Annotated in this window: 23 protein-coding genes and 1 pseudogene; 19 read left to right on the top strand and 5 right to left on the bottom strand. The window is 70.0% G+C overall.

Annotated elements, in window-relative coordinates; genetic code table 11:
• Positions 1-58: 58 nt before the first annotated feature.
• On the bottom strand, positions 59-1,357 hold the full coding sequence (locus ED92_RS26605; protein WP_037343066.1) for a VCBS repeat-containing protein: 1,299 nt from the start codon (positions 1,355-1,357) through the stop codon (positions 59-61).
• Between the two features lie 130 nt (positions 1,358-1,487).
• Between ED92_RS26605 and ED92_RS26610 the strand changes: the two genes are divergently transcribed.
• From ED92_RS26610 to ED92_RS26670, 13 genes are all read left to right on the top strand, one after another.
• Positions 1,488-4,508 carry an AfsR/SARP family transcriptional regulator gene (locus ED92_RS26610; protein ID WP_037343068.1) on the top strand — a complete coding sequence of 1,007 codons (3,021 nt, stop codon included), beginning with the start codon at positions 1,488-1,490 and terminating at the stop codon, positions 4,506-4,508.
• Between the two features lie 25 nt (positions 4,509-4,533).
• Complete coding sequence (locus ED92_RS26615) at positions 4,534-5,202, top strand: M15 family metallopeptidase (RefSeq protein ID WP_037343071.1); 669 nt, start codon at positions 4,534-4,536, stop codon at positions 5,200-5,202.
• Between the two features lie 9 nt (positions 5,203-5,211).
• Positions 5,212-6,534, top strand: coding sequence for an MATE family efflux transporter (locus ED92_RS26620; RefSeq protein ID WP_037343074.1), 1,323 nt, complete (start codon positions 5,212-5,214; stop codon positions 6,532-6,534).
• 301 nt (positions 6,535-6,835) lie between these two features.
• Positions 6,836-8,146 carry a nitrate/nitrite transporter gene (locus ED92_RS26625; RefSeq protein WP_037343077.1) on the top strand — a complete coding sequence of 437 codons (1,311 nt, stop codon included), beginning with the start codon at positions 6,836-6,838 and terminating at the stop codon, positions 8,144-8,146.
• Between the two features lie 29 nt (positions 8,147-8,175).
• Complete coding sequence (gene truB, locus ED92_RS26630; RefSeq protein ID WP_081975925.1) at positions 8,176-9,099, top strand: tRNA pseudouridine(55) synthase TruB; 924 nt, start codon at positions 8,176-8,178, stop codon at positions 9,097-9,099.
• Positions 9,100-9,139: 40 nt separating this feature from the next.
• Entirely contained in the window at positions 9,140-10,102 is a 963-nt protein-coding gene (locus ED92_RS26635) for a bifunctional riboflavin kinase/FAD synthetase (protein WP_081975926.1), read from the top strand.
• Between the two features lie 117 nt (positions 10,103-10,219).
• Positions 10,220-10,702, top strand: a complete 483-nt coding sequence (locus tag ED92_RS26640; protein ID WP_037343083.1) for a helix-turn-helix transcriptional regulator — start codon at positions 10,220-10,222, stop codon at positions 10,700-10,702.
• Positions 10,699-11,208, top strand: a complete 510-nt coding sequence (gene thpR / locus ED92_RS26645; RefSeq protein ID WP_037343085.1) for an RNA 2',3'-cyclic phosphodiesterase — start codon at positions 10,699-10,701, stop codon at positions 11,206-11,208. Before ED92_RS26640 ends, thpR begins: the two co-directional genes overlap by 4 nt.
• Before the next feature lie 128 nt (positions 11,209-11,336).
• Positions 11,337-11,606 (top strand): 30S ribosomal protein S15, encoded by a 270-nt coding sequence (gene rpsO, locus ED92_RS26650; protein ID WP_003084034.1) that lies wholly within the window; start codon positions 11,337-11,339, stop codon positions 11,604-11,606.
• A gap of 237 nt (positions 11,607-11,843) precedes the next feature.
• Positions 11,844-14,093, top strand: a complete 2,250-nt coding sequence (locus tag ED92_RS26655) for a polyribonucleotide nucleotidyltransferase (protein WP_037343086.1) — start codon at positions 11,844-11,846, stop codon at positions 14,091-14,093.
• Between the two features lie 97 nt (positions 14,094-14,190).
• A complete protein-coding gene (locus ED92_RS26660; protein WP_037343087.1) occupies positions 14,191-15,555 on the top strand; it encodes a pitrilysin family protein in 1,365 nt (454 codons plus the stop codon).
• Entirely contained in the window at positions 15,552-16,298 is a 747-nt protein-coding gene (gene dapB / locus ED92_RS26665) for a 4-hydroxy-tetrahydrodipicolinate reductase (protein WP_037343088.1), read from the top strand. The genes ED92_RS26660 and dapB overlap by 4 nt, the downstream gene beginning before the upstream one ends.
• Positions 16,295-16,744 (top strand): tetratricopeptide repeat protein, encoded by a 450-nt coding sequence (locus ED92_RS26670; RefSeq protein ID WP_037343089.1) that lies wholly within the window; start codon positions 16,295-16,297, stop codon positions 16,742-16,744. Before dapB ends, ED92_RS26670 begins: the two co-directional genes overlap by 4 nt.
• A gap of 54 nt (positions 16,745-16,798) precedes the next feature.
• Here ED92_RS26670 and ED92_RS26675 read toward each other — a convergent pair whose 3' ends face one another.
• A complete protein-coding gene (locus tag ED92_RS26675; protein ID WP_037343090.1) occupies positions 16,799-17,320 on the bottom strand; it encodes a YqaA family protein in 522 nt (173 codons plus the stop codon).
• Positions 17,321-17,574: 254 nt separating this feature from the next.
• Here ED92_RS26675 and ED92_RS43425 point away from each other — a divergent pair.
• Positions 17,575-17,877, top strand: a pseudogene (locus tag ED92_RS43425) (GtrA family protein); the annotation flags it as partial.
• A gap of 66 nt (positions 17,878-17,943) precedes the next feature.
• Here ED92_RS43425 and ED92_RS42070 read toward each other — a convergent pair.
• A complete protein-coding gene (locus tag ED92_RS42070) occupies positions 17,944-18,504 on the bottom strand; it encodes a GNAT family N-acetyltransferase (RefSeq protein ID WP_081975927.1) in 561 nt (186 codons plus the stop codon).
• Positions 18,505-18,563: 59 nt separating this feature from the next.
• Here ED92_RS42070 and ED92_RS26685 point away from each other — a divergent pair, with 59 nt between their 5' ends.
• A complete protein-coding gene (locus tag ED92_RS26685) occupies positions 18,564-19,784 on the top strand; it encodes a winged helix-turn-helix domain-containing protein (protein WP_037343471.1) in 1,221 nt (406 codons plus the stop codon).
• A gap of 144 nt (positions 19,785-19,928) precedes the next feature.
• Positions 19,929-20,135 carry a hypothetical protein gene (locus ED92_RS26690; protein ID WP_037343093.1) on the top strand — a complete coding sequence of 69 codons (207 nt, stop codon included), beginning with the start codon at positions 19,929-19,931 and terminating at the stop codon, positions 20,133-20,135.
• A gap of 216 nt (positions 20,136-20,351) precedes the next feature.
• Here ED92_RS26690 and ED92_RS26695 read toward each other — a convergent pair whose 3' ends face one another.
• Both ED92_RS26695 and ED92_RS26700 read right to left on the bottom strand, forming a co-directional pair.
• Positions 20,352-21,269 (bottom strand): DUF4097 family beta strand repeat-containing protein, encoded by a 918-nt coding sequence (locus ED92_RS26695; RefSeq protein WP_037343096.1) that lies wholly within the window; start codon positions 21,267-21,269, stop codon positions 20,352-20,354.
• Positions 21,270-21,280: 11 nt separating this feature from the next.
• Entirely contained in the window at positions 21,281-21,805 is a 525-nt protein-coding gene (locus tag ED92_RS26700; protein ID WP_037343098.1) for a toxin-antitoxin system HicB family antitoxin, read from the bottom strand.
• A gap of 133 nt (positions 21,806-21,938) precedes the next feature.
• On the opposite strand from ED92_RS26700, the gene thyX reads away from it, so the two are divergent.
• The 3 genes from thyX to ED92_RS26715 all read left to right on the top strand — a co-directional run bounded on the left by thyX (position 21,939) and on the right by ED92_RS26715 (position 24,671).
• The gene (gene thyX / locus ED92_RS26705) at positions 21,939-22,691 is read left to right on the top strand and encodes an FAD-dependent thymidylate synthase (RefSeq protein WP_005156312.1); all 753 of its coding nucleotides are present in this window, start codon (positions 21,939-21,941) and stop codon (positions 22,689-22,691) included.
• Positions 22,691-23,083: an ACT domain-containing protein gene (locus tag ED92_RS26710; RefSeq protein ID WP_016332627.1), complete on the top strand. Its 393-nt coding sequence runs from the start codon at positions 22,691-22,693 to the stop codon at positions 23,081-23,083. Before thyX ends, ED92_RS26710 begins: the two co-directional genes overlap by 1 nt.
• Positions 23,084-23,165: 82 nt before the next feature.
• On the top strand, positions 23,166-24,671 hold the full coding sequence (locus ED92_RS26715) for a serine/threonine-protein kinase (protein ID WP_037343100.1): 1,506 nt from the start codon (positions 23,166-23,168) through the stop codon (positions 24,669-24,671).
• The last annotated feature ends 86 nt before the right edge of the window (positions 24,672-24,757 follow it).

A 24,757-nucleotide genomic window follows, 5' to 3' on the forward strand; every position in this document is an offset into this window, starting at 1 on the left:
GGTGAAGTTCTTCGACACTGGTCGACCCTCCAAGGTCGTGGGGTGGGGACGGAAGCGGTCAGAAGTGGGGGAGCCAGCCGCCACCCAGGGCGTCGGCGGGGCCGAATTTGTTGCCGCCCTTGCCGTTCCACAGGTAGAGGGTGCCGCTGGTCTTGTTGATGGCGCCGATGTCGCTGTGGCCGTCCTTGTTGACGTCGCCGAGGGACATCAGGGTCGCTTGGTAGTCGCCCCAGCCACCACCGAGAGCGTCGACGGGGCCGAATTTGTTGCCGCCCTTGCCGTTCCAGATGTGGAGGGTGCCGTCCTTGACGGCGGCGAGGTCGCTCTTGCCATCGTCATCGAAGTCGCCCGCGATGGGCGCGGTGAAGGGTTCCCAGCCGCCGCCGATGGTGTCGGCGGGGGTGAAGTGGTTGTTGCCCTTGCCGTTCCAGATGTACAGGGTCCCGTCCTTGACCGCGGAGAGGTCGCTGATGCCGTCGTTGTCGAAGTCTCCGGCGACGGGGGCGCTGAAGGGTTCCCAGCCGCTGCCGACTGCGTCCGCGGTGCCGAATTTGTTGCCGCCCTTGCCGTTCCAGACGTAGAGGGTGCCGTTCTTCACCGCGGCGAGGTCGGTTTTACCGTCCTTGTTGAAGTCGCCGGCGGCGGGACGGGTGAAGCCTTCCCAGCCGCCGCCCACGGGGTCTGCGGTGCCGAAGTTGTTGCTGCCCTTGCCGTTCCAGATCGTCAAGGTGCCGGTTCCGGTCGCGTAGATGTCCCCGACGCCGTTGCCGTCGAAGTCCCCGCCGTCGAGGGACTTCTCGATGACCTTGTCGTAGCGGATACCGCGGTAGGTGGTCATCTCCGACCAGGAGTTGGTGTTGTGGTTGGTCTTCTGGCCGTAGTCGTTCTCGGAGTAGACCCAGGCGCCCGCCGAGTGGTCCTTGGGGTCGACCCACTTCTCGAACAGCTCGATGTGACCGTTCTTGAGCAGTGCGTCACCGGGCAGCAGATCGTGCAGGCTCGGCAGCCAGGACTTGTGCGAGTAGGACTCGAAGTCGCCGGTGTTGAGGTCCCAGCCGTCGGATTTCTTGGGCAGGTGCCAGGCCATCGCGACGAGGCCGGAGCAGTCGGGCCGGTACTTGCCGCCGGTGCCGTCGGAGATCGCGTCCGCCTGGTCCTGGCTGTACCAGGTGTCTCCCCGGTCGTACCAGTACTTGGCGCGGGCGATGATCTCGGCGCGCGTGATCACGCCGCCCACTGTGGACGCGGCACTCGCCTCGTTCCGCGTGCCGAACGTGAGCAAGCCTGCGACGAGGGTCACGAGGGCCATGAGCGCGGCGGCGAACCGGACCGCTCTGGGAGAACCGGAGCTGTTCATGACGACCTTTCCTGAGCATGATGTGGAGTGGACGACACAGAGGCTCCGGGAGGCCGCTGTAGCCACGCTTCAACGCGAGCTACAGCGAGAGGGGCGCGCTGTGGCTGGATCCGCTCTGGGGGAGGGACGGATGAGGTTTTCTCTGCTCGGGCCGATGGAGGTGGCGGGCCCGTCGGGGCCGATCGCGCTCCCGGGGGTCAAACCGCGCACGCTGCTCGCCGCGCTGCTGCTGGGCTCCGGCCGGACGGTGCCCACCGAACGGCTGATCGGCGTGATCTGGGGCGAGGAGCCGCCCACGACCGCCCGCGCGGTGGTGCAGACGTATGTCGCGACGCTGCGCCGGGCGTTCGACACGGCGGGCTTGCCGCAGGTGATCGTGTCCGATCGGAACGGCTACCGCGCCGACGTCGCCGAGGACGCCCTCGACGTGCGGATGTTCGAGCGGTTGGTGGAACGGGGACGGCAGGCCGCGCAGAACGGCGACCACACCGAGGCGGCGGATCTCTTCCGCACCGGCCTCGCCCTGTGGCGGGGACCCGCGCTCGGCGGGATCGGGGAGTCGTTCCTGCGTGCCGAAGCGACCAGGCTGGACGAGCTGCGGCTGACCGTCACCGAGGAACGGGTCGACGCGGACCTGGCGGCGGGACAGGGACCGCGGCTGCTCGCGGAGCTCACCGAACTGGTCGCCCTGCATCCCACGCGGGAGCGGCTGCGCGGCGGGCTCATGGTCGCGTTGTACCGGTCCGGACGGCAGGCCGAAGCGCTGGAAACCTACGAACGCGGCCGGAAGGTGCTGGCCGACGAGCTGGGCATCGATCCCGGCCCGGAGCTGCGCCGGGTGCACGAGTCGATCCTGCGGTCCGACACCGCCCTGCTCCCGGCCGTCACCTCCCGTACGCCGCGGCAGCTGCCGTCGCCGCCACCCGACTTCACCGGGCGGGCGCCCGAACTCGCGGCGCTGCGCACGACCTTGGTGCGGCCCGGCGGGATGCCGGTCGCCGTCGTCTCCGGCGCGGGCGGCGTGGGCAAGTCCACTTTGGCGCACCGGGTCGCGCACGAGATCGCCGAGCACTTCCCCGACGGCCAACTGCACCTCGAACTCCACGGCTCCACCGACAGTCCCGCGACCGCCGAAGAGGTACTCGGCCGTGTCCTGCGCGATTTCGATCCCGCGACCACGCCGCCCGGCTCCCTCGACGAGCGCGTCGCCCGCTACCGGACGGTGCTCGCCGGCACCCGCACGCTCGTCGTGCTCGACGACGCCGCGAACGAGGCCCAGGTCCGGCCGCTGCTGCCCGGCGGCCCGGGGTGTGCGGTGGTCGTCACGTCACGCAACCGGCTTCCCGCGCTGGCGGGCGCGACGTTCTGCGAACTGGGGGTGCTGCCCGCGGACGCCGCGCTCGACCTGCTCACCCGCATCGTCGGGGCCGAACGCGCCAGCACCGAGCCCGCTTCGGCCGCCGAGATCACCGAGCTGTGCGGCCAGTTGCCGCTCGCGATCCGTGTCGCCGGCGCGCGGCTGGTGTCCCGGCGGCAATGGTCGTTGTCCCGGCTGGCGAACCGGCTGGCCCAGGAACAGCGCCGCCTCGACGAACTGGTGGTCGGCGACCAGGAGGTGCGGGCCAGTATCAACCTGAGCTACACACTCCTGCCCACGGCGGCGCGGACCGCGTTGCGACGGCTGGGTTTGCTCGGCCTCACGCATTTCCCCGCATGGGTCGCCGCGGCGGCGATGGAGTCCGACCCGGACGACGCGGAGCAGGTGCTCGAAGACCTCGTCGACGTGTCGCTGCTCGAAATCGACGGCGTGGATCCCTTGGGACTCATGCGGTACCGGCTGCACGACCTCGTCCGCTTGTTCGCGCTGGAACGCGCCGTCGAGGAGGAGCCCGCCGCGGACCGGGCGGCCACCGTCGAGCGGGTGCTGGGTGCCTGGATCTGGCTGGTCGAACGGATCAACGAGACCCTGCCGCCGGTCGTGCCGTCGATCCAGGGCACCTCCCGGCTGGGCCGTCCCGTCGCCGAGGAGATCGCGCGGCGGGTCGTGGCCAGGCCGTACGAATGGTTCCGCGCCGAGGAGGAGGCGATGACCACCGCCGTCGAACTGGCGGCGGCGTTGGACCTGGTCGACATCGCGGTCGGGCTCTCGTCGGCCTTGTGCGGCACCGCGTTCGGCGGGCACAACCGGGTGCTCGACGATTCGCTCGGCTCCTGGCGCCGCACCCACGACGCGGCGCTCACCGCCGCCCGCCGCACCGAAAACGCCTTGGGCGAGGCGACTTTGCTGGCGGGGCTCGGGCAGCTGTACTACGAGCACGACGACTTCCCCCGGTCCCGCGCGCATCTGAGCCAGGCACTGTCGATGTTCCGCGCCGCGGGCGACGTCCGCGGCGAGGCCGCCACCCTCGCCGCGCTCGGCGCCGCCTGCCGCGAGCAGGGCTACCTGCCCGAGGCGGTGCACTTCCTGGACCGGGCGGGGCGGATGTGGTCCGAACTGGACGATCCGGGGGCGATGGGCCACGTCCACCGGCTGGCCGGCACGGTGCGGCTGGAGCTGGGCGAATACCCGGGAGCGCTGACCGCGCTGATCGAGGCGCGCGCGTCGTTCGCGGCGGCGGGCTCGCGGCGCGGCGAGGGACTGACCTTGCGCAGCCTGTCGCTGTATCACCGGGCCCGTGGTGAGTGGGCCGAAGCCGAGGAGTTCGCGCGTGCCGCGCTCGCGGTGTTCGAGGGCACCGAAGACCGGATGCTGGCCGCGTATTCCGAACGCGCGCTGGCCAAGGCGTTGCTACGGCGCGGGGATTCGGTCGCGGCGCGGCGGCTGGCGGACAACGCGCTGGAGGTCTGCCGTGAACTCGGCGATGCCTTCGGCCACGCGTGCACCCTCCGCGTCGTCGGGGAGGTGCATCTCGCGGAAGGCCGGTTGTACCAAGCGAAAGACTGCCTGGAGGACTCGCTCCGGCGGTGGACCGACCTGCGCGCCGAACTGTTCCGGGCACGGACCCTGCGCACGCTCGCGGAGGTCCACGACGCGCTCGGCGACGTGCCAGTCGGGGAGCGGATGACCGCGGAGGCGTGCGAGATCTTCCGGACCTACGGTGCTCGCGAGTACCGGGAGCTCTCCGCTGTAACCGGGTTACAGCGTTCCTGAAGGACGTTCGTGGACAGTGGGGTCCATGTCTTCGTTCGTGTCGTTGTCGGATCCTCACATCGCCGCCGTGCCCGTCCGGGAATGCGGGGAACCCCTGGTGGACCTGCGGGAAACCGGCGCCATCCGGATAGATCCCCGGCTCGCCGACGAACGGGGTGCCTTCGCGCACGTGCGGCTCAGCGTCGCGGACCGGCTCGTCGCGGCGCAATGCCAGCTCCCGCGCGGGCTCCGGCTGCTCGTCGTCGAGGGATTCCGGCCGAGGGAGGTGCAGGAGCGGTACTTCGCCGACAGCATGGCCAGGATCGCGCGCGCCAACCCGGAGTGGTCGTCCGGGCGGGTGGCCGCCGAAGCCGCCACCTACGTCTCACCGCCCGAAGTCGCGCCGCATGTCGCCGGGGGAGCGGTGGATCTCACCCTGTGCACCGTCGACGGCGTCGAGCTGCCGATGGGGACCGACGTGAACGCGACACCGCCGGAGTACGGGACGGAATGCTTCACCGAGTCCGCGCTGATCGGCCCCGAAGCCCGCGAGAACCGGGAAACGCTCATCGACGCGATGACCACGACCGGCTTCGTCAACTACCCGAGCGAATGGTGGCACTGGTCCTACGGGGACCGGTACTGGGCGTTCACCACCGGGGTGAAGCACGCCCGCTTCGGTCCAGCGGATGGGACTGTCGTACCAGACCTTTAGTCTCCAGGGGTGCCTGAAGCTTCCGAACCCGACGAACGCGTCCCGCCGAAACGCGTCCTCGGCCTCGCCGTGCCCGCGCTCGGCGTCCTCGCCGCCGAACCGCTGTACGTCCTGGTGGACACGGCCGTCGTCGGGCATCTCGGCGCGCTGCCGCTGGCGGGCCTCGCCGTCGGCGGTGTCGTGCTGTCGCAGGTTTCGAGCCAGCTGACCTTCCTGTCGTACGGCACCACGTCGCGGACGGCGCGGCTGCACGGCGCCGGCCGCCGTGGTGACGCCGTGCGCGAAGGCGTCCAGGCGACCTGGCTGGCGGTGATCGTCGGGCTGGTGGTGATCGTCGCCGGGCAGCTGCTGGCCGCGCCGATCGCCCGCGTCCTGTCCGGGGACGCCGCGATCACCGACGCCGCCGTCTCCTGGCTGCGGATCGCACTGTTCGGCACGCCGTTCATCCTGATCACGATGGCGGGCAACGGCTGGATGCGCGGCGTGCAGGACTCCGCGAAACCGTTGCGCTATGTGCTGGCGGGCAACGGGATCTCGGCCGTGCTGTGCCCGGTGCTGGTGTACGGCGCGGACTGGGGGCTGGAAGGTTCGGCGATCGCGAACGTCGTCGCACAGGTGATCTCGGCGTCGCTGTTCGTCGCGGCCCTGGTGCGGGAGCGGGTGCCGCTGCGCCCGGAGCCGAAGGTGATGCGCGCCCAGCTCGGCCTCGGGCGGGATCTGGTGCTGCGCAGCCTCGCGTTCCAGGCGTGCTTCGTCTCGGCCGCCGCGGTCGCCGCGCGGACGTCCACCGAGGCCGTCGGCGCGCATCAGGTCGTACTGCAGCTCTGGACGTTCCTCGCGCTGGTGCTGGACTCGCTCGCGATCGCCGCGCAGTCGCTCGTGGGCGCCGCGCTCGGCGCCGGGGCGAGCAAACGGGCGCGCGGCGTGTCGAACCAGATCACCGTCTACGGCCTGGTGTTCGGCTGCTTCCTCGGTGTCGTGTTCGCGTCCGTGGCCGGGGTGCTGCCGCGGGTGTTCACTTCGGACGCGGCCGTACTCGGCCAGATCCCGCACGCCTGGTGGTTCTTCGTCGCGCTGCAACCGATCGCCGGGGTGGTGTTCGCGCTCGACGGCGTCCTGCTCGGCGCGGGAGACGCCGCCTTCCTGCGCAACGCGACCCTGCTCAGCGCGGCGGTGGGGTTCCTGCCGCTGATCTGGCTGTCGCTCGCCTTCGGCTGGGGGCTGGCCGGGATCTGGACCGGGCTCTCGCTGTTCATGTTGCTGCGGCTGGCGACCCTGCTGGTGCGATGGCGCTCGGGCCGGTGGGCCGTGGAAGGCGCCGTCCGCGTTTAGTCCTCTGGATGCGGTCCTTGCGCGGGCAACTACCGCATTCAGAGGACTAAATGCGTGGTGGGGGCGGTCCCCCAAGTGTCATGAAAGGGCCGTTCAGGACGAAAAATGTCCTGAACGGCCCTTTCATGACATCCACGCGCGACCCGGCGAACCCCATACCGGCAGCCGAGTGAACCGCGGCGCTGTGGCGAAAACCACCCGGGTAACGGGTATGTTTCGCCGTTGCTTAGGAGCTACAACTATATGAGGCGGCAGTGCGGGCGTCTCTCACCGCCCGAAACCGCGCCCAAGGAGGACCACTGTGACAGGCCGAGCCACCCGCCGGTCCTGGTTCATCTGGTTGGCCGCGGTCACCGTCTACCTCCTCGCCGTCTTCCACCGCACCTCGTTCGGCGTCGCCGGGCTCCAGGCCGCCGACCGGTTCGGAGTCGGCGCCGCCGCGCTCGGCACGTTCACCGTCCTGCAGGTCGGCGTCTACGCCGCGATGCAGATCCCCACCGGCGTCCTCGTCGACCGCTACGGCCCACGACGGGTGCTCACCGGCGCCGTGTTCTTCCTCGGCCTCGGCCAGATCCTGCTCGCGGTCGCCGATTCCTACCCGCTCGGCCTGCTCGCCCGCGCCGTCGTCGGCTTCGGCGACGCCCTGACCTTCGTGAGCATCCTGCGGCTGATCGCCGCGCATTTCCCCGGCCGCCAGTACGCCCTGCTCGCCGCGCTGACCGGGGCCATCGGGTACGTCGGCAACCTCGCCGCGACCCTTCCGCTGGGCCTGCTGCTCGACGGTCCCGGCTGGACCCCGACGTTCCTCGCCGTCGGCCTGGTGACGGCGCTCTACACCGCCGTCGTCGCCCTCCGCGTCGAAGACATCCCGCGCGGCTTGCCGGAGCCCGTGCGCGAAAAGGTCCATCCGAAGGTACTGGGCCGCCAGGTCGCCGACGCGTGGCGCACGCCGGGGACTCGGCTGGGCTTCTGGGTCCACTTCAGTACGATGTTCGCGCCCAACGTGCTGACCATGCTGTGGGGTGTCCCGTTCCTGGTACAGGGGCAGGGATATCCGAAGGCCACCGCGAGTTCGCTGCTGATCGTGTTCGTGTTCGGCTCGATGATCGGCGGCCCCGTGCTCGGCGGGCTGATCGGACGGCGCCCGTCGCTGCGGATGCCGCTCGTCGGCTGGTACATCGGCGGCGCGGCGGTGATGTGGGCGGTCCTGCTCGGCTGGAGCGGGACGATGCCGGTCGCCGTCCTGGTGCCGGTGTTCGCGTTCCTTTCCCTCGGCGGACCCGTGTCGATGATCGGTTTCGCGCTGGCACGGGACTACAACCCGCTCTCGCGCGTCGGCACCGCGACCGGGGTGGTGAACGTCGGCGGCTTCGTGGCCACGACGATCTCGGCGCTCGCGGTCGGTGTCCTGCTGGAGTGGACGGGCGGCACGTTCCGCCTGGCGCTGCTGTCGGTCATCGCGGTGCTCGCGTTCGGCACCTTCCGGATGCTCGTGTGGTGGCGGCGCACCCGCGCCGTGCTGTTCGAGGCCGAGGCCCGCGGCGAGGCGATCCCGGTGCAGATCCGGCGCCGCCGCTGGGACGCCGAAGCGCCGCTGCCCGTCTCGTCCTAGGCCGAGAGCCGAAAGATAGGGTTCGGCCCGTGTCGCGCCCCAATCAGGCTCAAGCCAAGAAACGTCCCGCCCCGCCGCCCGGTCTCGTCATCGTCGACAAACCGTCCGGGATGACCTCCCACGACGTCGTCGCCAGGGCGCGGCGCTTCATGGGCACCCGCAAGGTCGGGCACGCCGGCACCCTCGACCCGATGGCCACCGGTGTCCTCGTGCTCGGCATCGAACGCGCGACGAAACTCCTCGGCCACCTGGCCCTGGACCGCAAGACCTATCTCGCGACCCTCTCCTTGGGACTGTCCACCACGACCGACGACGCCGAGGGCGAGCCGATCGCCGAAGCCGCCCCGGAGGTCGTCGAGAAGATCACCGACGAAGCGATCGCCGCCGGGATCGCCGCGCTGACCGGCGACATCCAGCAGGTGCCGAGCGCGGTCAGCGCGGTCAAGATCGACGGCAAGCGCGCGTACGCCCGCGTCCGGGCCGGCGAAGAGGTCGTGATCCCGCCGCGTCCGGTCACCGTGCACCGCTTCGATCTGCTCGCCACGCGCCGCGAGGCGGGCCGGATCGAACTCGACGCGATCGTCGAGTGTTCGTCGGGGACCTACGTCCGGGCGCTGGCCCGCGATCTCGGCGCCGGACTGGGCGCCGGCGGACATCTGCTCGCGTTGCGGCGCACCACGGTCGGGCCGTTCACCCTCGCCAAGGCCCGCACCCTCGACCAGCTCGAAGACAAGCCGGAGCTGTCGCTGGACCTCGACGCCGCCGTCGCCGCGGCGTTCCCGCGCCGCGATCTGGACGCCCGCACGGCGCAGGCGGTCCGATATGGACAGAGGGTGCCCTCGGCCGGGATCGCGGGCACGTACGGGATGTTCGGACCGGACGGCCGGGTGCTCGCGCTCGCCGCGGACGAAGGCGAACTGGCCCGGTCGGTGGTCGTGTTGCTGCCCGCCTAGGGTGGTGCACGGAGCCGGGCCTGAGGAGACGGGGCTAGAAGTGCAGCGTTGGCGTGGTTTGGGTGACCTCCCCGGGAGCTGGGGACGGTGCGTGGTGACGATCGGCGTCTTCGACGGCGTGCACCGCGGTCATCAGGAGCTGATTTCGAGGACGGTCCGCGCCGCCGCCGAACGCGGCGTGCCGAGCGTGGTGCTCACCTTCGACCCGCATCCGTCGGAGGTGATCCGGCCGGGCAGCCATCCCGCGCAGCTGACCACGTTGCGCCGCAAGGCGGAACTGGTCGAGGGCCTGGGGGCGGACGTCTTCTGCGTGCTGCCGTTCACCCTGGAGCTGTCGCGGCTGACGGCGCACGAGTTCGTCCACGAGGTACTGGTGGACAAACTGCACGCGGCCGCGGTGATCGTGGGGGAGAACTTCACCTTCGGCGCCAAGGCGGCCGGTGACGTCGCCCTGCTCCGCACGCTGGGGAAGCGGTTCGGTTTCGTGGCGCAGGGGGCGGAACTGCAGGGGCTGCTCGCGCAGGAGCAGGCGGACAACGACATCACGTTCTCCTCGACCTACGTCCGCTCGTGCATCGACGCGGGGGACGTCGTGGCGGCGTCCGAGGCGCTCGGGAGGCCGCATCGGCTGGAGGGCATCGTCGTCCGGGGCGACGGCCGGGGGCACGACCTCGGCTACCCGACGGCGAACCTGTCGACGCCGCGTTTCGCGGCGGTGCCCGCCGACGGTGTCTACAGCGCTTGGTTCACTCGTTCGTCGGATTCCGGCCGCCGGTTGCGCGCCGCCGTGTCCGTCGGGACCAATCCCACCTTCTCCGGGCGGGAGCGCACCGTCGAGGCCTTCGTCCTCGACATCGACGAGGATTTCTACGGACAGCACGTTTCGCTCGATTTCGTCGCCAAGCTGCGGGATCAGGTCCGGTTCACGACGTCGGAAGGTCTGGTGAAGCAGATCGACGAGGACGTCGCGCGGACCAGGGAAATGCTCGGCGAGCAGGACTGACCGGACCCGGCCACGGCCGGACGAGAATCGACAAACACGCCCGCCTGGGTGCGTTCCGGTGGCAAGATGTCACGGACCGCGCGCATGGCGTTCGATGGGGTTAGGGGAGCGGACCAGGTGGAGGACCACAAGATCGTCCAGCGGAACATAGCGCTGCAGAAGGAGTGGTACGGGGAACCGCTCGGCGATCGCGTGCGGAGACTGGTCGTCGCCTTCGACATCTCCCAGGCCTTCCTCGCCGAGGTCCTCGGCATCAGCGCCCCCATGCTCAGCCAGGTGATGAGCGGCCGTCGCGCGAAGATCGGGAACCCGGTCGTCCTCGCCAAGATGATCATGCTGGAGCGCAAGGTGCTCGTCCCCGCGGTCGCCGCGGGCGACCGCAAGGCCATGCAGGAGGCGCTGGAAGACGTCCGCGATTCGCGGCCGACGGTGGGCCGGGACAGCATCCCGGTCGGCGCCGTCGCCGACGACCAGGGCGTGCTCGCCGCGCTGCGGGACATCGGCGAGGACGAAGACCTCACCGAGGCCGCGAAGCTGCTCGACGAAGATTTCCCGTCGCTGGCGGATCTGCTGCGCCGGGCGGCCAAGAACGGCTCGTGACCCTCTTCAGCGCGCTGATCCCGCCGGACGGCGTCCTCGACCGGGTCGCCGCCGCGGTGGGCACTCCCGGAGGCGACGGTTTCCGCTGGTCGCCGCGGGAGGACTGGCACGTCACCCTCGGTTTCTACGGCGCGGACGACCCGGCGGAACGAGGCGATTGGCTCGCCGGACGGCTGGCGGACGCGGGCCCGCTCGACCTCCGGCTGGAAAAGGCCGCGACATTCCCCGGGGTCCTGTGGTTGAGTGTGTCCGGAACCGGGCTCCACGAGCTGGCCCTGCGGGCCGGCGCGGAGAGTGAGGGCAGGCCGTACGTGGCCCACCTGACACTGGCCCGCTTCCCCCGCGACCGGCCGGACGCCGCGAGCGCGTGGGAGGAGCGGCTGGCCGGGTTCACCAGTGAGACTTGGACGGCGACCGAGGCCGTTCTGATGAGCAGTGACCGTGAGCAGGGCGTCTCGCGCTACCGGGTGATCCGGTCGTACGCGTTGAACCACGCCCGCGACTGAAGCCGCTGATCACGAGGCTGGTAACCTCGATGATTGGGTCCGGCTGCAGTCCGTGGCGGCCGTGACCGTCTCACCCGGCGTGAAGCATCGTCCGGGCCGCACGGCACAGAGTATCTAGGAGCACCACTGTGGCTTTGTCCACCGAAGAGAAGAAGTCGATCCTTGCCGAGTACGGCGTGCACGACTCGGACACCGGATCCCCGGAGGCCCAGGTCGCGCTGCTGACCAAGCGCATCGTCGGCCTCACCGAGCACCTCAAGGCTCACAAGCACGACCACCACTCCCGTCGCGGGCTTCTGCTGCTGGTCGGCCGCCGCCGCCGGCTGCTGAACTACGTGATGAAGGTGGACATCGAGCGTTACCGTGCGCTGATCCAGCGTCTCGGCCTGCGCCGATAGCTCGAACCCGAGGGGGAGTGACCACATCGGTCGCTCCCCCTCGGTCCAAGTACAAGGAAACACGCGGCGCGAGCGCGCACGAGGAACCGTCCGCCGGTCCTCGGTAGTGGTTCCCGGGCAACGGCCCGGGGGCTTCGATCGAAGACCGGCCTCACTCCTCGAGCGTCCGCAGGCGAAACAGGTCCCAGGGTGGGAGACTCGCGCCGTTACAGAGGATCAAAAGAGGAGATACACCCTATGACCGACTCCACCGGAGTCACCGTGCACGAAACCGAAGCCGTCATCGACAACGGCCGTTTCGGCACCCGCACCGTTCGCTTCGAGACCGGCCGCCTGGCCCGTCAGGCCGCCGGCGCCGTCGTCGCGTACCTCGACGAAGAGACCATGCTGCTCTCGGCGACCACCGCGTCGAAGCACCCGAAGGACCACTTCGACTTCTTCCCGCTGACCGTGGACGTCGAGGAGCGGATGTACGCCGCCGGACGCATCCCCGGCGCGTTCTTCCGTCGCGAGGGCCGCCCGTCGACCGACGCGATCCTGACCTGCCGCCTGATCGACCGGCCGCTGCGCCCGTCGTTCGCCGACGGTCTCCGCAACGAGATCCAGGTCGTCATCACCGTCCAGAGCCTCAACCCGGAAGACCCGTACGACGTCCTCGCGATCAACGCGGCCTCGGCGTCGACGCAGATCGCCGGCCTGCCGTTCTCGGGCCCGGTCGGCGGCGTCCGCGTCGCGCTGATCGAGGGCCAGTGGGTCGCGTTCCCGACCTGGAAGCAGCTGGAAGAGGCCACCTTCAACATGGTGGTCGCCGGCCGCATCGTCGGTGACGACGTCGCCATCATGATGGTCGAGGCCGAGGGCACCGAGCAGACCCTCGACCTGATCGCCGCCGGTGGCAAGGCGCCGGACGAGGTCGCCGTCGCCGAGGGCCTCGAGGCCGCGAAGCCGTTCATCAAGGTGCTGTGCGAGGCCCAGCAGCAGCTGGCCGAGCTGGCCGCCAAGCCGACCGGTGAGTTCCCGGTCTTCCTCGCCTACGAGCAGGACGCGTACGACGCCGTCGCCTCCATCGCGACCGACGACCTCGCGAACGCCCTGACCATCGCGGGCAAGCAGGACCGCGACAACGCGACCGACCAGGTCAAGGCCGCGGTGCTGGAGAAGATCGGCCTGGGCGAGGGCGAAGCCTTCCACGGCCGCGAGAAGGAGATCGGCGCGGCGTTCAAGGCCCTGTCGAAGAAGATCATGCGCAAGCGCGTCCTCACGGACAAGATCCGCATGGACGGCCGCGGCCTGACCGACATCCGCTCGCTCGCCGCCGAGGTCGCCGTGATCCCGCGGGCGCACGGTTCCGCGCTGTTCGAGCGCGGTGAGACCCAGATCCTGGGCGTCACCACGCTGAACATGCTCCGCATGGAGCAGCAGATCGACTCGCTCTCCCCGGAGACCACGAAGCGGTACCTGCACCACTACAACTTCCCGCCGTTCTCCACCGGCGAGACCGGCCGCGTCGGTTCGCCGAAGCGGCGCGAGATCGGCCACGGCATGCTCGCCGAGCGCGCCCTCGTGCCGGTCCTGCCGAAGCGGGACGAGTTCCCGTACGCGATCCGCCAGGTCTCCGAGGCGCTGGGCTCCAACGGTTCCACCTCGATGGGCTCGGTCTGCGCCTCGACCATGGCGCTGCTGAACGCGGGTGTCCCGCTGAAGGCGCCGGTCGCCGGCATCGCCATGGGCCTCATCTCCGACGAGGTCGACGGCGAGACCCGCTACGTCGCGCTGACCGACATCCTGGGCGCCGAAGACGCCATGGGCGACATGGACTTCAAGGTCGCCGGCACCAAGGACATCATCACCGCGCTGCAGCTCGACACGAAGCTCGACGGCATCCCGTCGGAGGTCCTCGCGGCCGCGCTGAAGCAGGCGAAGGACGCTCGCCTCACCATCCTGGAGGTCATCGCCGAGGCGATCGACGGCCCGGACGAGATGAGCCCGTACGCGCCGCGCGTCACCAGCGTGAAGATCCCGGTGGACAAGATCGGCGAGGTCATCGGCCCGAAGGGCAAGATGATCAACTCGATCACCGAGGAGACCGGCGCCGACATCTCCATCGAGGACGACGGCACGATCTACGTGGGCGCGGCCGACGGCCCGTCGGCGGAGGCGGCGATCGACAAGATCAACGCCATCGCCAACCCGCAGCTGCCCAAGGTCGGCGAGCGCTTCCTCGGCACCGTGGTGAAGACGGCCGCGTTCGGCGCGTTCGTCTCGCTGCTGCCGGGCAAGGACGGCCTGGTGCACATCTCGAAGCTGGGCAACGGCAAGCGGATCGCCAAGGTCGAGGACGTGGTCAACGTGGGCGACAAGCTCCGCGTCGAGATCGCCGACATCGACAACCGCGGCAAGATCAGCCTGATCGTGGTCAAGGACGAGGAAGCCGCCGAGAAGCCCGCCGAGGGTGACAAGGCCGAGGCCCCGAAGGCCGACGCGTAGTAGTCCTGGCTGGACCGATGTGAAACGTCAGGAAAGGGTCGTTCAGGACATTTTTCGTCCTGAACGACCCTTTCCTGACATGTGAGTAAGGAATCCGTTGGCTCGTCAGGTTCCCGGGCACGAACAGCCCGTCGGCAGCACCCGCACGCTGGAGTCCACTTCGGACGGCGCGGTGGTCAAGCGCAGTGTGCTGGCCGGTGGCCTCCGGGTCATCACCGAACACGTCCCCGCGTCCCGTTCGGCGACGGTCGGGCTGTGGGTCGGCGTCGGCTCGCGCGACGAGCCGTCGTCGGTCGAGGGCGCGGCGCACTACCTCGAACACCTGCTGTTCAAGGGCACCACGAACCGGGACGCCACCCAGATCGCCGAAGAGATCGACGCGGTCGGCGGGGAGTTCAACGCGTTCACCGCGAAGGAGCACACCTGCTACTACGCGCAGGTGCTCGACGAGGACCTGCCGCTCGCGATGGATCTCGTCACCGACGTCGTGTTCGAGGCGCTGTGCACGGACAAGGACGTCGAGACCGAACGCAGTGTCGTGCTCGAAGAGATCTCGATGCGCGACGACGACCCCGAAGACCTGCTGCACGAGACGTTCGTCGGCGCGATCCTGGGCAACCACGCGCTCGGCCGTCCGGTGCTCGGCAGTGAGAAGTCCATCATCGAGATGTCCGCTTCGGCGCTGCGCGGGTTCTACCGGCGCCGCTACACACTGCCGCGGATGGTGCTCGCGGTCGCCGGGAACATCGAGCACGGCCAGGTGCTTCGCTTGGTGCGCAAGGCTTTGCGGAACCGGCTGACCGGAACGGCGACCCCCGTCCCGCCGCGGGGCGGACGGGCGCGGATCGCGATGGCGCCGAAACTCGCGCTGCACACCGACGACACCGAGCAGGCGCACGTGATGCTCGGCCTGCGTTCGCTGTCGCGGCACGACGACCGGCGGTTCGCGCAGTCGGTGCTCAACGCCGCGCTCGGCGGCGGGATGAGCTCGCGGCTGTTCCAGGAGGTCCGCGAGAAGCGAGGCCTGGCGTACCAGGTGTATTCGTCCGTCGCGAGCTACGCCGACGCTGGGCACATGGCTGTGTACGCCGGTTGCCAGCCGGAGAAGCTCGGCGAGGTCGCCGGCGTGATCCGCGAGGTGCTCGAACTCGTCGGCAAGGACGGGCTGAGCGAAGCCGAGGTCGCGCGGGCGAAGGGGCAGCTGCGGGGCGGGCTCGTGCTCGGCCTGGAAGACACCTCGTCGCGGATGTCGCGGATCGGCAAGAACGAACTGAACTACGGCCGCTATCTCGGCGTCGACGACACGGTGGCGCGGATCGACGCCGTCACCACCGAAGAGGTCTGTGCGCTCGCTCGCACTCTGCTCGCCCGCCCTGGTGGCGTCTCGGCGGCGGCGGTGGTCGGGCCGTACGCTCACGCCGACGACCTTCCGGACGATCTGCACGAGGTGATCGCATCATGACCGCTGGGATTCGCGTCGGCGTGCTGGGCGCACGCGGCCGGATGGGCCAGGAAGTGGTGAACGCCGTCAACGGCGCCGACGACATGGAGCTCGTCGCCGCGCTCGACGCCGGTGACGACTTCGCGGCGCTCAAGCAGGCGCAGGTCGTCGTCGACTTCACCCACCCCGAAGCGGTGATGGACAATCTCGAGTTCCTGACCGGCAACGGGATCCACGCCGTGGTCGGCACCACCGGGTTCAGCGAGGAGAGGCTGGAGAAGCTGCGCTCGTGGCTCGCCGCCGACCCGTCGCTCGGCGTGCTCATCGCGCCGAACTTCGCGCTCGGCGCGGTACTGGCGATGCGGTTCGCCCAGCAGGCGGCGCGGTTCTACAACTCGGCCGAGGTCATCGAACTGCACCACAACCGCAAGGCCGACGCGCCTTCCGGCACCGCCGCGCACACCGCGCGGCTGATCGGCGAAGCCCGCGCGGAAGCCGGTCTCGCTCCCGGTGAAGACGCGACGACGTCCGAAGTGGACGGTGCCCGCGGCGCGCTCGTCGACGACGTCCGCGTGCACTCGGTCCGGCTCCCCGGGCTGGTGGCGCACGAGGAGATCCTGTTCGGCGGCGAGGGGGAGACCCTGACCATCCGGCACGATTCGCTGCACCGCACGTCGTTCATGCCGGGCGTGCTGCTCGGCGTGCGCTCGGTGCTCACCCGGCCCGGCCTCACGGTCGGTCTCGAGAACATCCTCGACCTGTGAGGGCCCGCAACTTCGCGCTGGTGATGACGGCGGCGCTCGCCGTCTACGTCGTCCTGCTGGCGGGCCGGGCCATCGCGTTGCTGCGCACCGGCGAGACGGTGCCGGTGATCTTCGGCATCGGCGTCCTGCTGCTGCCCGTGCTCGGGATCTGGATCATCGTCACCACCTGGCGTTCCGGCGTCCAGATCCAGCGGCTCTCGCGGCGGCTGGACGAGGAAGGCGGCCTTCCCGACGTCTCCGATCTGCCGCGGCGGCCTTCGGGCCGGGTGGATCGCGACGCCGCGGACGCCTGGTTCGACGAACGGCGCGCCGAGGTCGAGGCGGATCAGGAGAACTGGCGCGTCTGGTACCGGCTGGCGTACGCGTACGAGATCGCCGGGGACCGGAAACGGGCCCGCGCGACCATGCGGCGCGCCGTGGAACTCGAAGCCGCCTCCCGCACTTAGAGGACTAAACGCGGGAGTGGGCGTTCACGCATCCAGAGGACTAAATGCGTGAGGTCAGTAGTGGAACCAGCCCGCGAACAGGGCGGGTGAGGCGGCCAGCAGGCTGAACCGCAGCCAGCGGCCCACGAAACCGGTGGCCAGGAAGGTCGCCAGCGGCATCCGCACCAGGCCCGCGAGCACACTCGTGGCCATGTACGGCGGCAGGCCGACGACCGAACTCACGCCGTACGTGCCCGCCATCCAATGCGGATGCCGATGGCACCGCTCACGCAAGGCGTCGAGCCGGGCACGCATCTTCTTGGTGCGCGCCCGCCACCGTTCCCGGCGCGGGGTGGGCGGCCGCTCGCGGTGCAAGCGGTCGTGCAGCGGTTTCGGCAGTTTGATCGTGCCCTTCGCGGCGAGGTAGTAGAGCGTCTTCCCGCCCACCTGACCGGCCGCGACGATGGCACCGAGCAGCAGCCACGGCAGCGTCGGCTGGCTCGCGCACAGGCCGATGAGGAACATCTCGATGCTGACCACGGGGAGGATCGCGGAGCCGAAGGCGACGCCGAACGACAGGAGCAACCAGCCCACCATCGTTGCCTCCCCGTTATCTTCGTCCTCTCCAAGTTATCAGCTGAAAACCTGGACGCACTGGGGCCAGCCCCCGTTCCCGGCCTCGGGGCCGCACCAGAAGATCACCTGTTCGTCGGCTCGCGGCTACCTGCCGCTGCCATGCTGGAGCCGTGGCCGACGTGCACGACGCGGTCCGCGGCAAGGGTTTCGCGGATCGCTTCGCCGACTTCTGCGCGGCCGTGGTGCGGCGCCTCCCCTTCGGGCTTTCCCGGCTGGTGGCGCCGAGTTTCCTCGGTTTCGCGCTCATCAACGGGTTCACCTTCGGGGTCGACCTGCTCCTGCTGACCCTGCTCCGCGGCTGGCTCGGCCTGCCGGTGTGGCTGGCGATCACGCTCGCCTACGCGACGGCGTTCGGGCTGAGCTTCGTGCTGAACCGCAGCATGAACTTCCGCTCGCACGCGCCCGTCGGCAGGCAGGCGGTGCTGTACGTCATCGCGATCGTCATCAACTACGTGGCGTTCCTGCTCGGCGTCGGCGCGGGATTGGCCGCGCTCGGCGTCGACTACCGCCTGTCCCGGCTCATCGCCGGGGCGTGCGAAGGCGTGTTCATGTACTCGGTGATGCGCTGGGTCGTGTTCGCGAAGTCAGGGAGTGAGCTCCAGGTCGAGCCCGCCGGTGAGGCGGACTTCGCGCACGTTCGTGCTTCCGGTGTCGAGGATGCGGACGGTCCCGTCGGGCGACCAGCCCGCGCGGCGGAAAAAGCCCAGTGACGCGTGATCGGTCTGGGCGACCCAGCTGATCCCGCGGGTGGCGCCGTCTTCGCGCAGCCAGGCGGACGCGTTCGCCAGCAACCGTCCCGCGTGCCCGCGGCGTCCCCAGCGCGGCTCGACCAGCAGCGAGGCGATGAGCGCCGTCGTCGAAGCGTCGTCGGGCAGCGATCCGTCGGCCGTGGCGACCTCGCTCTCCGGCGCGCGGCCGACGACGCAGAAGCCGACGGTGAACTCGCCTTCGGTGGCGAGGAAGACACGTGTGCCCGGGTACTCGATCGTCTCGATCCAGGTCTTTTCGAGTTCCTCGATGTCGAGCCCGGCGACAGCCGCTTCGCCGAGCAGCTCCGTGTAGGCGCTTCGCCAGGTATCGCGCTGGATGCGGGCGATCTCGGGGGCGTCGGACACGACTGCTGGGCGGACTTCGGCGGCGGCCATGCTGCGCAGATTAGCCGCACCGCCGAAAACTGTCGGTGGTGGATGGCAGCATGCGCACGATGAGCACTACGACCATCAGCGGTCCGGTCGCGCGCCGGATCGCCCTGGCCGCACAAGGGTTCGCCGACGCGCGTCCCGGTGGAGCGGTGACGAGGAGGCATCTGCAGCGCGTGCTGTCGCGGATCCAGTTGCTGCAACTGGATTCGGTGAACGTCGCGGTCCGCGCGCACTACATGCCGTTGTTCTCCCGGCTCGGCGCGTACGAGCCCACGCTGGTGGACGACGCGGCCTGGTCCCATTCCGCGCGCAAACCCCGGATGCTGGTCGAATCCTGGGCGCACGAGGCGAGCCTGCTGCCGGTGGCGGACTGGCCGCTGTTGCGGTCCGGGGCGAAGCGCATGGGCTGGTGGACGAACTACGCGCGGGTGCTGGACCAGACACCGCAGCTGGTGGACGACATCCTGACCGTGATCAAGGAACAGGGACCGATCGGCGCGGGCGGCATCGAGCGCGCGCTGGAGGGCAAGTCGGGCGGTTCGAGGCCCGGTTCGTGGTGGGAGCGGTCCGAGGTCAAGAAGGCCTGCGAGTGGCTTTTCGGCATGGGGCAGCTGACCACCGGCACGCGCCGGTCGTTCGAGCGGCTGTACGACCTGACCGAACGCGTCGTCCCGCCGGAGATCCTGTCGCGGACCGTGAGCCCGGAGGAAGGCGCCCGCGAACTGATCACCCGCGCGGCCGTCGCGCTGGGCATCGGCACCGAACCGGATCTGCGGGACTACTACCGGCTGGGCCCCGACGTCAGCAAGCGGGCGGTGGCGGAGCTGGTCGAGGCGGGGGTTCTGGAACCGGTGACCGTGGACGGCTGGCCCGCCCCGGCGTACCGGCACGTCGCGGCGAAGGCGCCGAGGTCGGTCACCGGCCGGGCGCTGCTGTCACCGTTCGACCCACTGATCTGGGAACGCGCCCGCACCGAGCGCATCTTCGACTTCTTCTACCGCATCGAGATCTATGTCCCCGAGCCGAAGCGGATCTACGGGTACTACGTGTTCCCGTTCCTGCTCGACGGCGAACTCGTCGGCCGGGTCGACCTCAAATGCGATCGCGCCGCCGGGGTGCTTCGCGTCCAGGGCGCCTTCGCCGAGCCTGGGGTGGACGTCGCGCGGGTCGCCAGTGAGCTGGCGGGCGAACTGCGGCTGATGGCGGAATGGCAGGGGCTGGACGGGGTCGCGGTGGGGGAGCGGGGCGATCTCGCTCCGGTGCTCTCACGCCTCGTGTGCTGAACTTCGCGAACGCTATGAAAGGTCCTTTCCTTGCAAATTTTGCAAGGAAAGGACCTTTCATAGCGTCGGCGCTTCTCGCGGGGAGGTCCGTGAAGGATTTGGGACATTCAACGTCCCAAATCCTTCATCAACGGCCGTTTTCGAGTGAAGGTCCCGGCGGCCTCGGGCATCGAGCACATGTTCCGGATCCGGGGCTGGAGCAGGCGGCATCCACGGCGGATGTGGCTCAACCCAGGCCACGGGACGGCGCTGCTCGACGCGGCCGGGAACGCGGAGCTGGTCTGGGCGACCACCTGGGGGCACCAGGCGAAGTCGCCCGCTACGCCGGGCCGCGCCCTCTCGTCTGGCTAGATGACGATTTCGACCTGTATCCCGCCGCCAGGGACGCGTTCCTTTCCCGGCGGGACGGAATGGTCACGCACCTGCTGCGGGTCGATCCGCGCACGGGTATCACCGATGTCCATCTGGCGGCCGTTCGCGAGCACCTGAAATGAGCAAGGGACCTTTGCTCCCACCCCCGTGGAAAAGTGCGAGCAAAGGTCCCTCGATCCCCCTGCAGACCGCGGCTCAGCCGGCCGCGCTGGTCACCACCGCGTCACCCGTGCCGGTGCGCGCCCGCACCTTCAGCGAGACCTCCGAAGGCGCGCTCTCCGCGACCTCCAGTTCGCTCGACACCGATCCGGTCGTCGACGAGAGGTCGATCTCCGCCTGGACACCGCCGCGGATCCCGACGCGGACCTCACCCGATCCGGTGGTCAGTTCCAGCGTCCCGGAAGCGGCGTCGGCCACCGAGAGGGAGCCGCTGCCGGTGCGCGCCAGGACCTCGCCCGCGACCTCGCCGAGCCAGACGTCACCCGTGCCGGTCGCCACCGTGGCCGAACCGCTCACCGACGCCGCCTCGACGGAGCCGCTGCCGGTACGCAGCTGGAGACCGGACAGGGTCGGCCCGAGCTTGATGTCGCCGGTGCCGGTGCGGACGATCGCCGAACCGTTGGCCCGTTCGAGCGCGATCTTGCCCGCGCCGGTCATGAGGTCGGCCCGTCCGGCGGAACCGGTGACCGTCACGTCGGCCGCCCCGGCCCGCACCTCCAGATGCGAACCGGCGGGCGCCCGGACGGTCACGGCGAGCGGGACGTTCTTCAGCTGCCAGGCCTTCGGCGCCTGGACGACCAGCCGGTTGCCGACCTTCTCGATCCGCGTCTGCGCCACGGCGTCACCCACAGCGCCCGCCGACCCGACCGGTGAACCGCCGAGCTGGTCGCCGAAACGTTCCCCGACCCAGCTGAGCAGGCTCGTCATGCCGTCCACCCACGGCTGCTGTTCGCCGCCGTCCCGGCGGACCTCGGTGTGGACCCCGTTCCCGTCGGTCAGTTCGATGGTCACCCGGCCGATGGCCACGCTCACGTCGACCTCGATCGGGCCCTCGGCCTCGAAGTCCTCGACGCGCACGGTCTCTTCACCGGCGGGAATGCTTTCCTCGGTCATGTCCGTCCCCCTCAGCCCTGGACCCAGCCGTGCAGGTGCGAACCGGCACCGCCGCCAGGCTTCTGCTTGTGCTGCCAGTGCTCGCTCCCGCTCTTGCCCAGCGCGCCCTGGACGGCCTGCGAGACGAACGTGTTCAGCGAAACGCCCTGCGAGGCGGCCGCGGCTTCGGCCTGGCCCTTGACCTGCTCGAACAGGCGCAAGGTGATCCGGGTGATGTCGCCCGTGTCCACCTTGGGCGCGCGCGGGGTCTCCCGCGGCGTCTCGGAGCGGGGCGCGGACTGCTCGGCGCCCTCACCCGCCCCCGTGACGACGACGCGCACGTCGCGGCCGTCGAGCCGGACGTCGACGACGTGCCCCGGCAGCGCCGAAGTCACTTCGGCGGCGAGGTCGGCGAGGGCGTTCATGATGGTCAGCCGGGCGGCGGGCTCCAGCGCCGACGACAGCAGCGCGGCAGCGCGCCGCGTCTGCTCGTCGCCGGCCGAAGCCGTGTTCGCGAGGTCCTCGCGAAGGCTTGTGATGTACGGCGTCAGATCCATGACACCACTATGACGTCATTTGTGATGTCACGTCAAGGAGACCTGACGTCACCGTGATGTCGCCCCGGCGTCAAAGACGCTTGCGGTTACGCTGCCCGGAGTCGTGGAGCAGGGGTCGAAAAGGAGTGCGAACGTGGCCGAGACCGTGTCACCCAAGGTTCAACTGATCGCGAAGACGGAGTTCTTCCCGCCGTCCGACGTACCGTGGTCGACCGATGCCGACGGTGGTGAGGCGCTGGCCGAATTCGCGGGCCGGGCCTGCTACCAGTCCTGGAAGAAGCCGAACCCGAAGACGGCCACCAACGCCGGCTACCTCGAGCACATCATCGACGTCGGCCACCTGTCGGTGCTGGAGCACGGCTCCGTCAGCTTCTACATCACCGGCATCTCCCGGTCGCTGACGCACGAGCTGATCCGCCACCGTCACTTCTCCTACTCGCAGCTCTCGCAGCGCTACGTGCCGGAGCGCGACGCCGCGTTCGTCGAGCCCGACGTCATCGCGCAGGACCCGGAGCTGCACGCGAAGTTCCTCGCCGCCTCGCAGGCCGCCGTCGACGCCTACACCGAACTGCTCGCCGGGCTGGAGGAGAAGTTCGCCGACGTGCCGAGCGCCACCCTGCGCCGCAAACAGGCCCGCCAGGCCGCCCGCGCCGTGCTGCCGAACGCGACCGAGACCCGCATCGTGGTCACCGGCAACTACCGCGCCTGGCGGCACTTCATCGCGATGCGCGCCACCGAGCACGCCGACGTCGAAATCCGCGCCCTGGCCATCGACTGCCTGCGCGAGCTGCAGAAGGCCTCCGGCAACGTCTTCGCGGACTTCACCATCTCCGCGCTGCCCGACGGCACCGAGGTCGCGTCCAGCCCGAAGGTTCTCGAGGGCTGATGCGACGCCTCGCGATCGACGTCCGGCCCGGCGAGTACGCGGTCGCCCGCCTCGCCCCGGACGCGCCGGTTCCGGCGAACCTGCTCGACCCCGGCGAGCCCGTGCTGATCTCCCTCACGCGGACGCCGGAAGAGCTGTCGGTGATCTGCCCGGCCGGTCTCGCGCCGGCCGGGGCCACAGTCGAGGACGGCTGGCGGCTGCTGTCGGTCCGCGGACCGCTCGCGTTCACGCTGACCGGCATCATCGCGGCGTTGTCGAGCGAGCTCGCCGCCGCCGGCGTGGCGCTGTTCTCGATGTCCACATTCGACACCGACCACGTGCTGGTCCGGGCCGCCGAACTGGAGCGCGCGGTGAAGGCGCTCCGGGAGGCCGGGCACGAGGTCACGGTCTGATCCATCAGCCGGGCGAAGGAACCTTTCGGGACGCGAACGGGTCCGAGTTAGCATCCTGCGCGAACCGAAGGAGCACCGAACCTTGACCGACGAACAGACCCGTCCGTACGGGCCGCCCCAGCAGACGCAGCAGGCCACCGGCGCGCGGATCGTCGCCGGCCGATACGCCCTGCTGGGCGAGCTCGGCCGCGGCGGGATGGGCATCGTCTGGCGTGCGCAGGACCAGGTGATCGGCCGCCAGGTGGCGATCAAGGAGCTGAAGTTCCCGAACGCCCCCGAGGACGCCTCGGTGCTGTCGGAGCGGATGCTGCGCGAGGTCCGCTCCGGCGGCCGCCTCAACGATCCGGCCGTCGTCACCGTGTACGACGTCGTCACCGAGAACGGCGCCACCTACATCGTGATGGAGCTGGTCGAGGCGCCGACGCTGGCCGACCTGGTGCGCGACCGCGGTCCGCTGCCCGCGCAGCAGGTCGCGCTGGTGGGGGAGCGGGTGCTGTCCGCGTTGCGGGCCGCGCACGCCGCCGGGATCGTTCACCGCGACGTCAAACCCGCGAACATCATGGTCGCGCCGGACGGCCGGGTGAAACTCACCGACTTCGGTATCGCGCACGCCGCCGACGACCCGCGCCTGACCACCAGCGGCATGATCGTCGGCTCGCCCGCGTTCATGGCGCCGGAACGGGTCGAGGGCCGCGACGCGATGCCCGAATCCGACCTCTGGTCGCTGGGCACGACGCTGTTCTTCGCCGCGGAAGGCATCGTCGCGTTCGAACGGTCGACCACCGCGGCGACCCTGCACGCGATCATGACCGAGGCGCCGTACCTGACCCGGGTCCAGGGCCCGCTGGCCGCCGCGATCCTCGGCCTGCTGGTCACCAAACCCGAGGCGCGGATGTCCTACGACCAGGTGCGCAGCCTGCTCGCGGCCGCGCAAGGCGTGCAGGCCCAGCCCACGCCGCCCTCGGGCGGCACGGCGATGATGCCGCAGTCCGGCCAGCCGATGACCCGGCTCGCCCCGGCGCCCGAGGCGAAGCGCAACCTGCGCCCGTTGTGGCTCAGCCTCGCCGCGGTGGCCATGATCGGCGCGCTGGTCGGCGGGATCTTCCTCGGCCGCTGGATGGCCGCGCCCGAGGGGAGTTCCCAGGCGCAGCCGACGCTGACCTACGGCATCAACGGCCAGGTCAAACTCGGTTCGTCCGGGGACTGCTACAACGTGCCGCTCAGAGAGGGCATCAACCTGAACGACGGGGTCAGCTGCGACAAGGACCACCTGCTGGAGATCTTCTCCAAACGGGCCCTGCTCGAAGTCGAGTCCCCCAGCGACGACGACGCGAAGATCGCCGAATACCCGGGGGCGGAAACGGTCAACCGGATCGCCGAGGCGACCTGCTCGGCGACCTTCAACTCGAACGTCGTGCCCGCGGCGCAGCGGGCGTCGCTGACCTGGCGGGCGCTCGTCCCGACCGAAGCCGAGTGGAAGCGGCCGCCCGGCGAAGAGGACCACACCTACTCGCGGGGCTACTACTGCCTGCTCGCCAAGACCGACGGGAGCCAGATCCCCTCGCAGATCACGACCAAGGTCAAATAGCTCACAGAGAGTTTGCGCCGAGTTCGCCTTCGTCGCGGAAAATCTCCCGCATTCGACGGGAACGACCACGTCGGCAAGGGTTCGGC

The organism is Amycolatopsis sp. MJM2582 (assembly GCF_000754115.1).
Lineage (GTDB): Bacteria > Actinomycetota > Actinomycetes > Mycobacteriales > Pseudonocardiaceae > Amycolatopsis > Amycolatopsis japonica.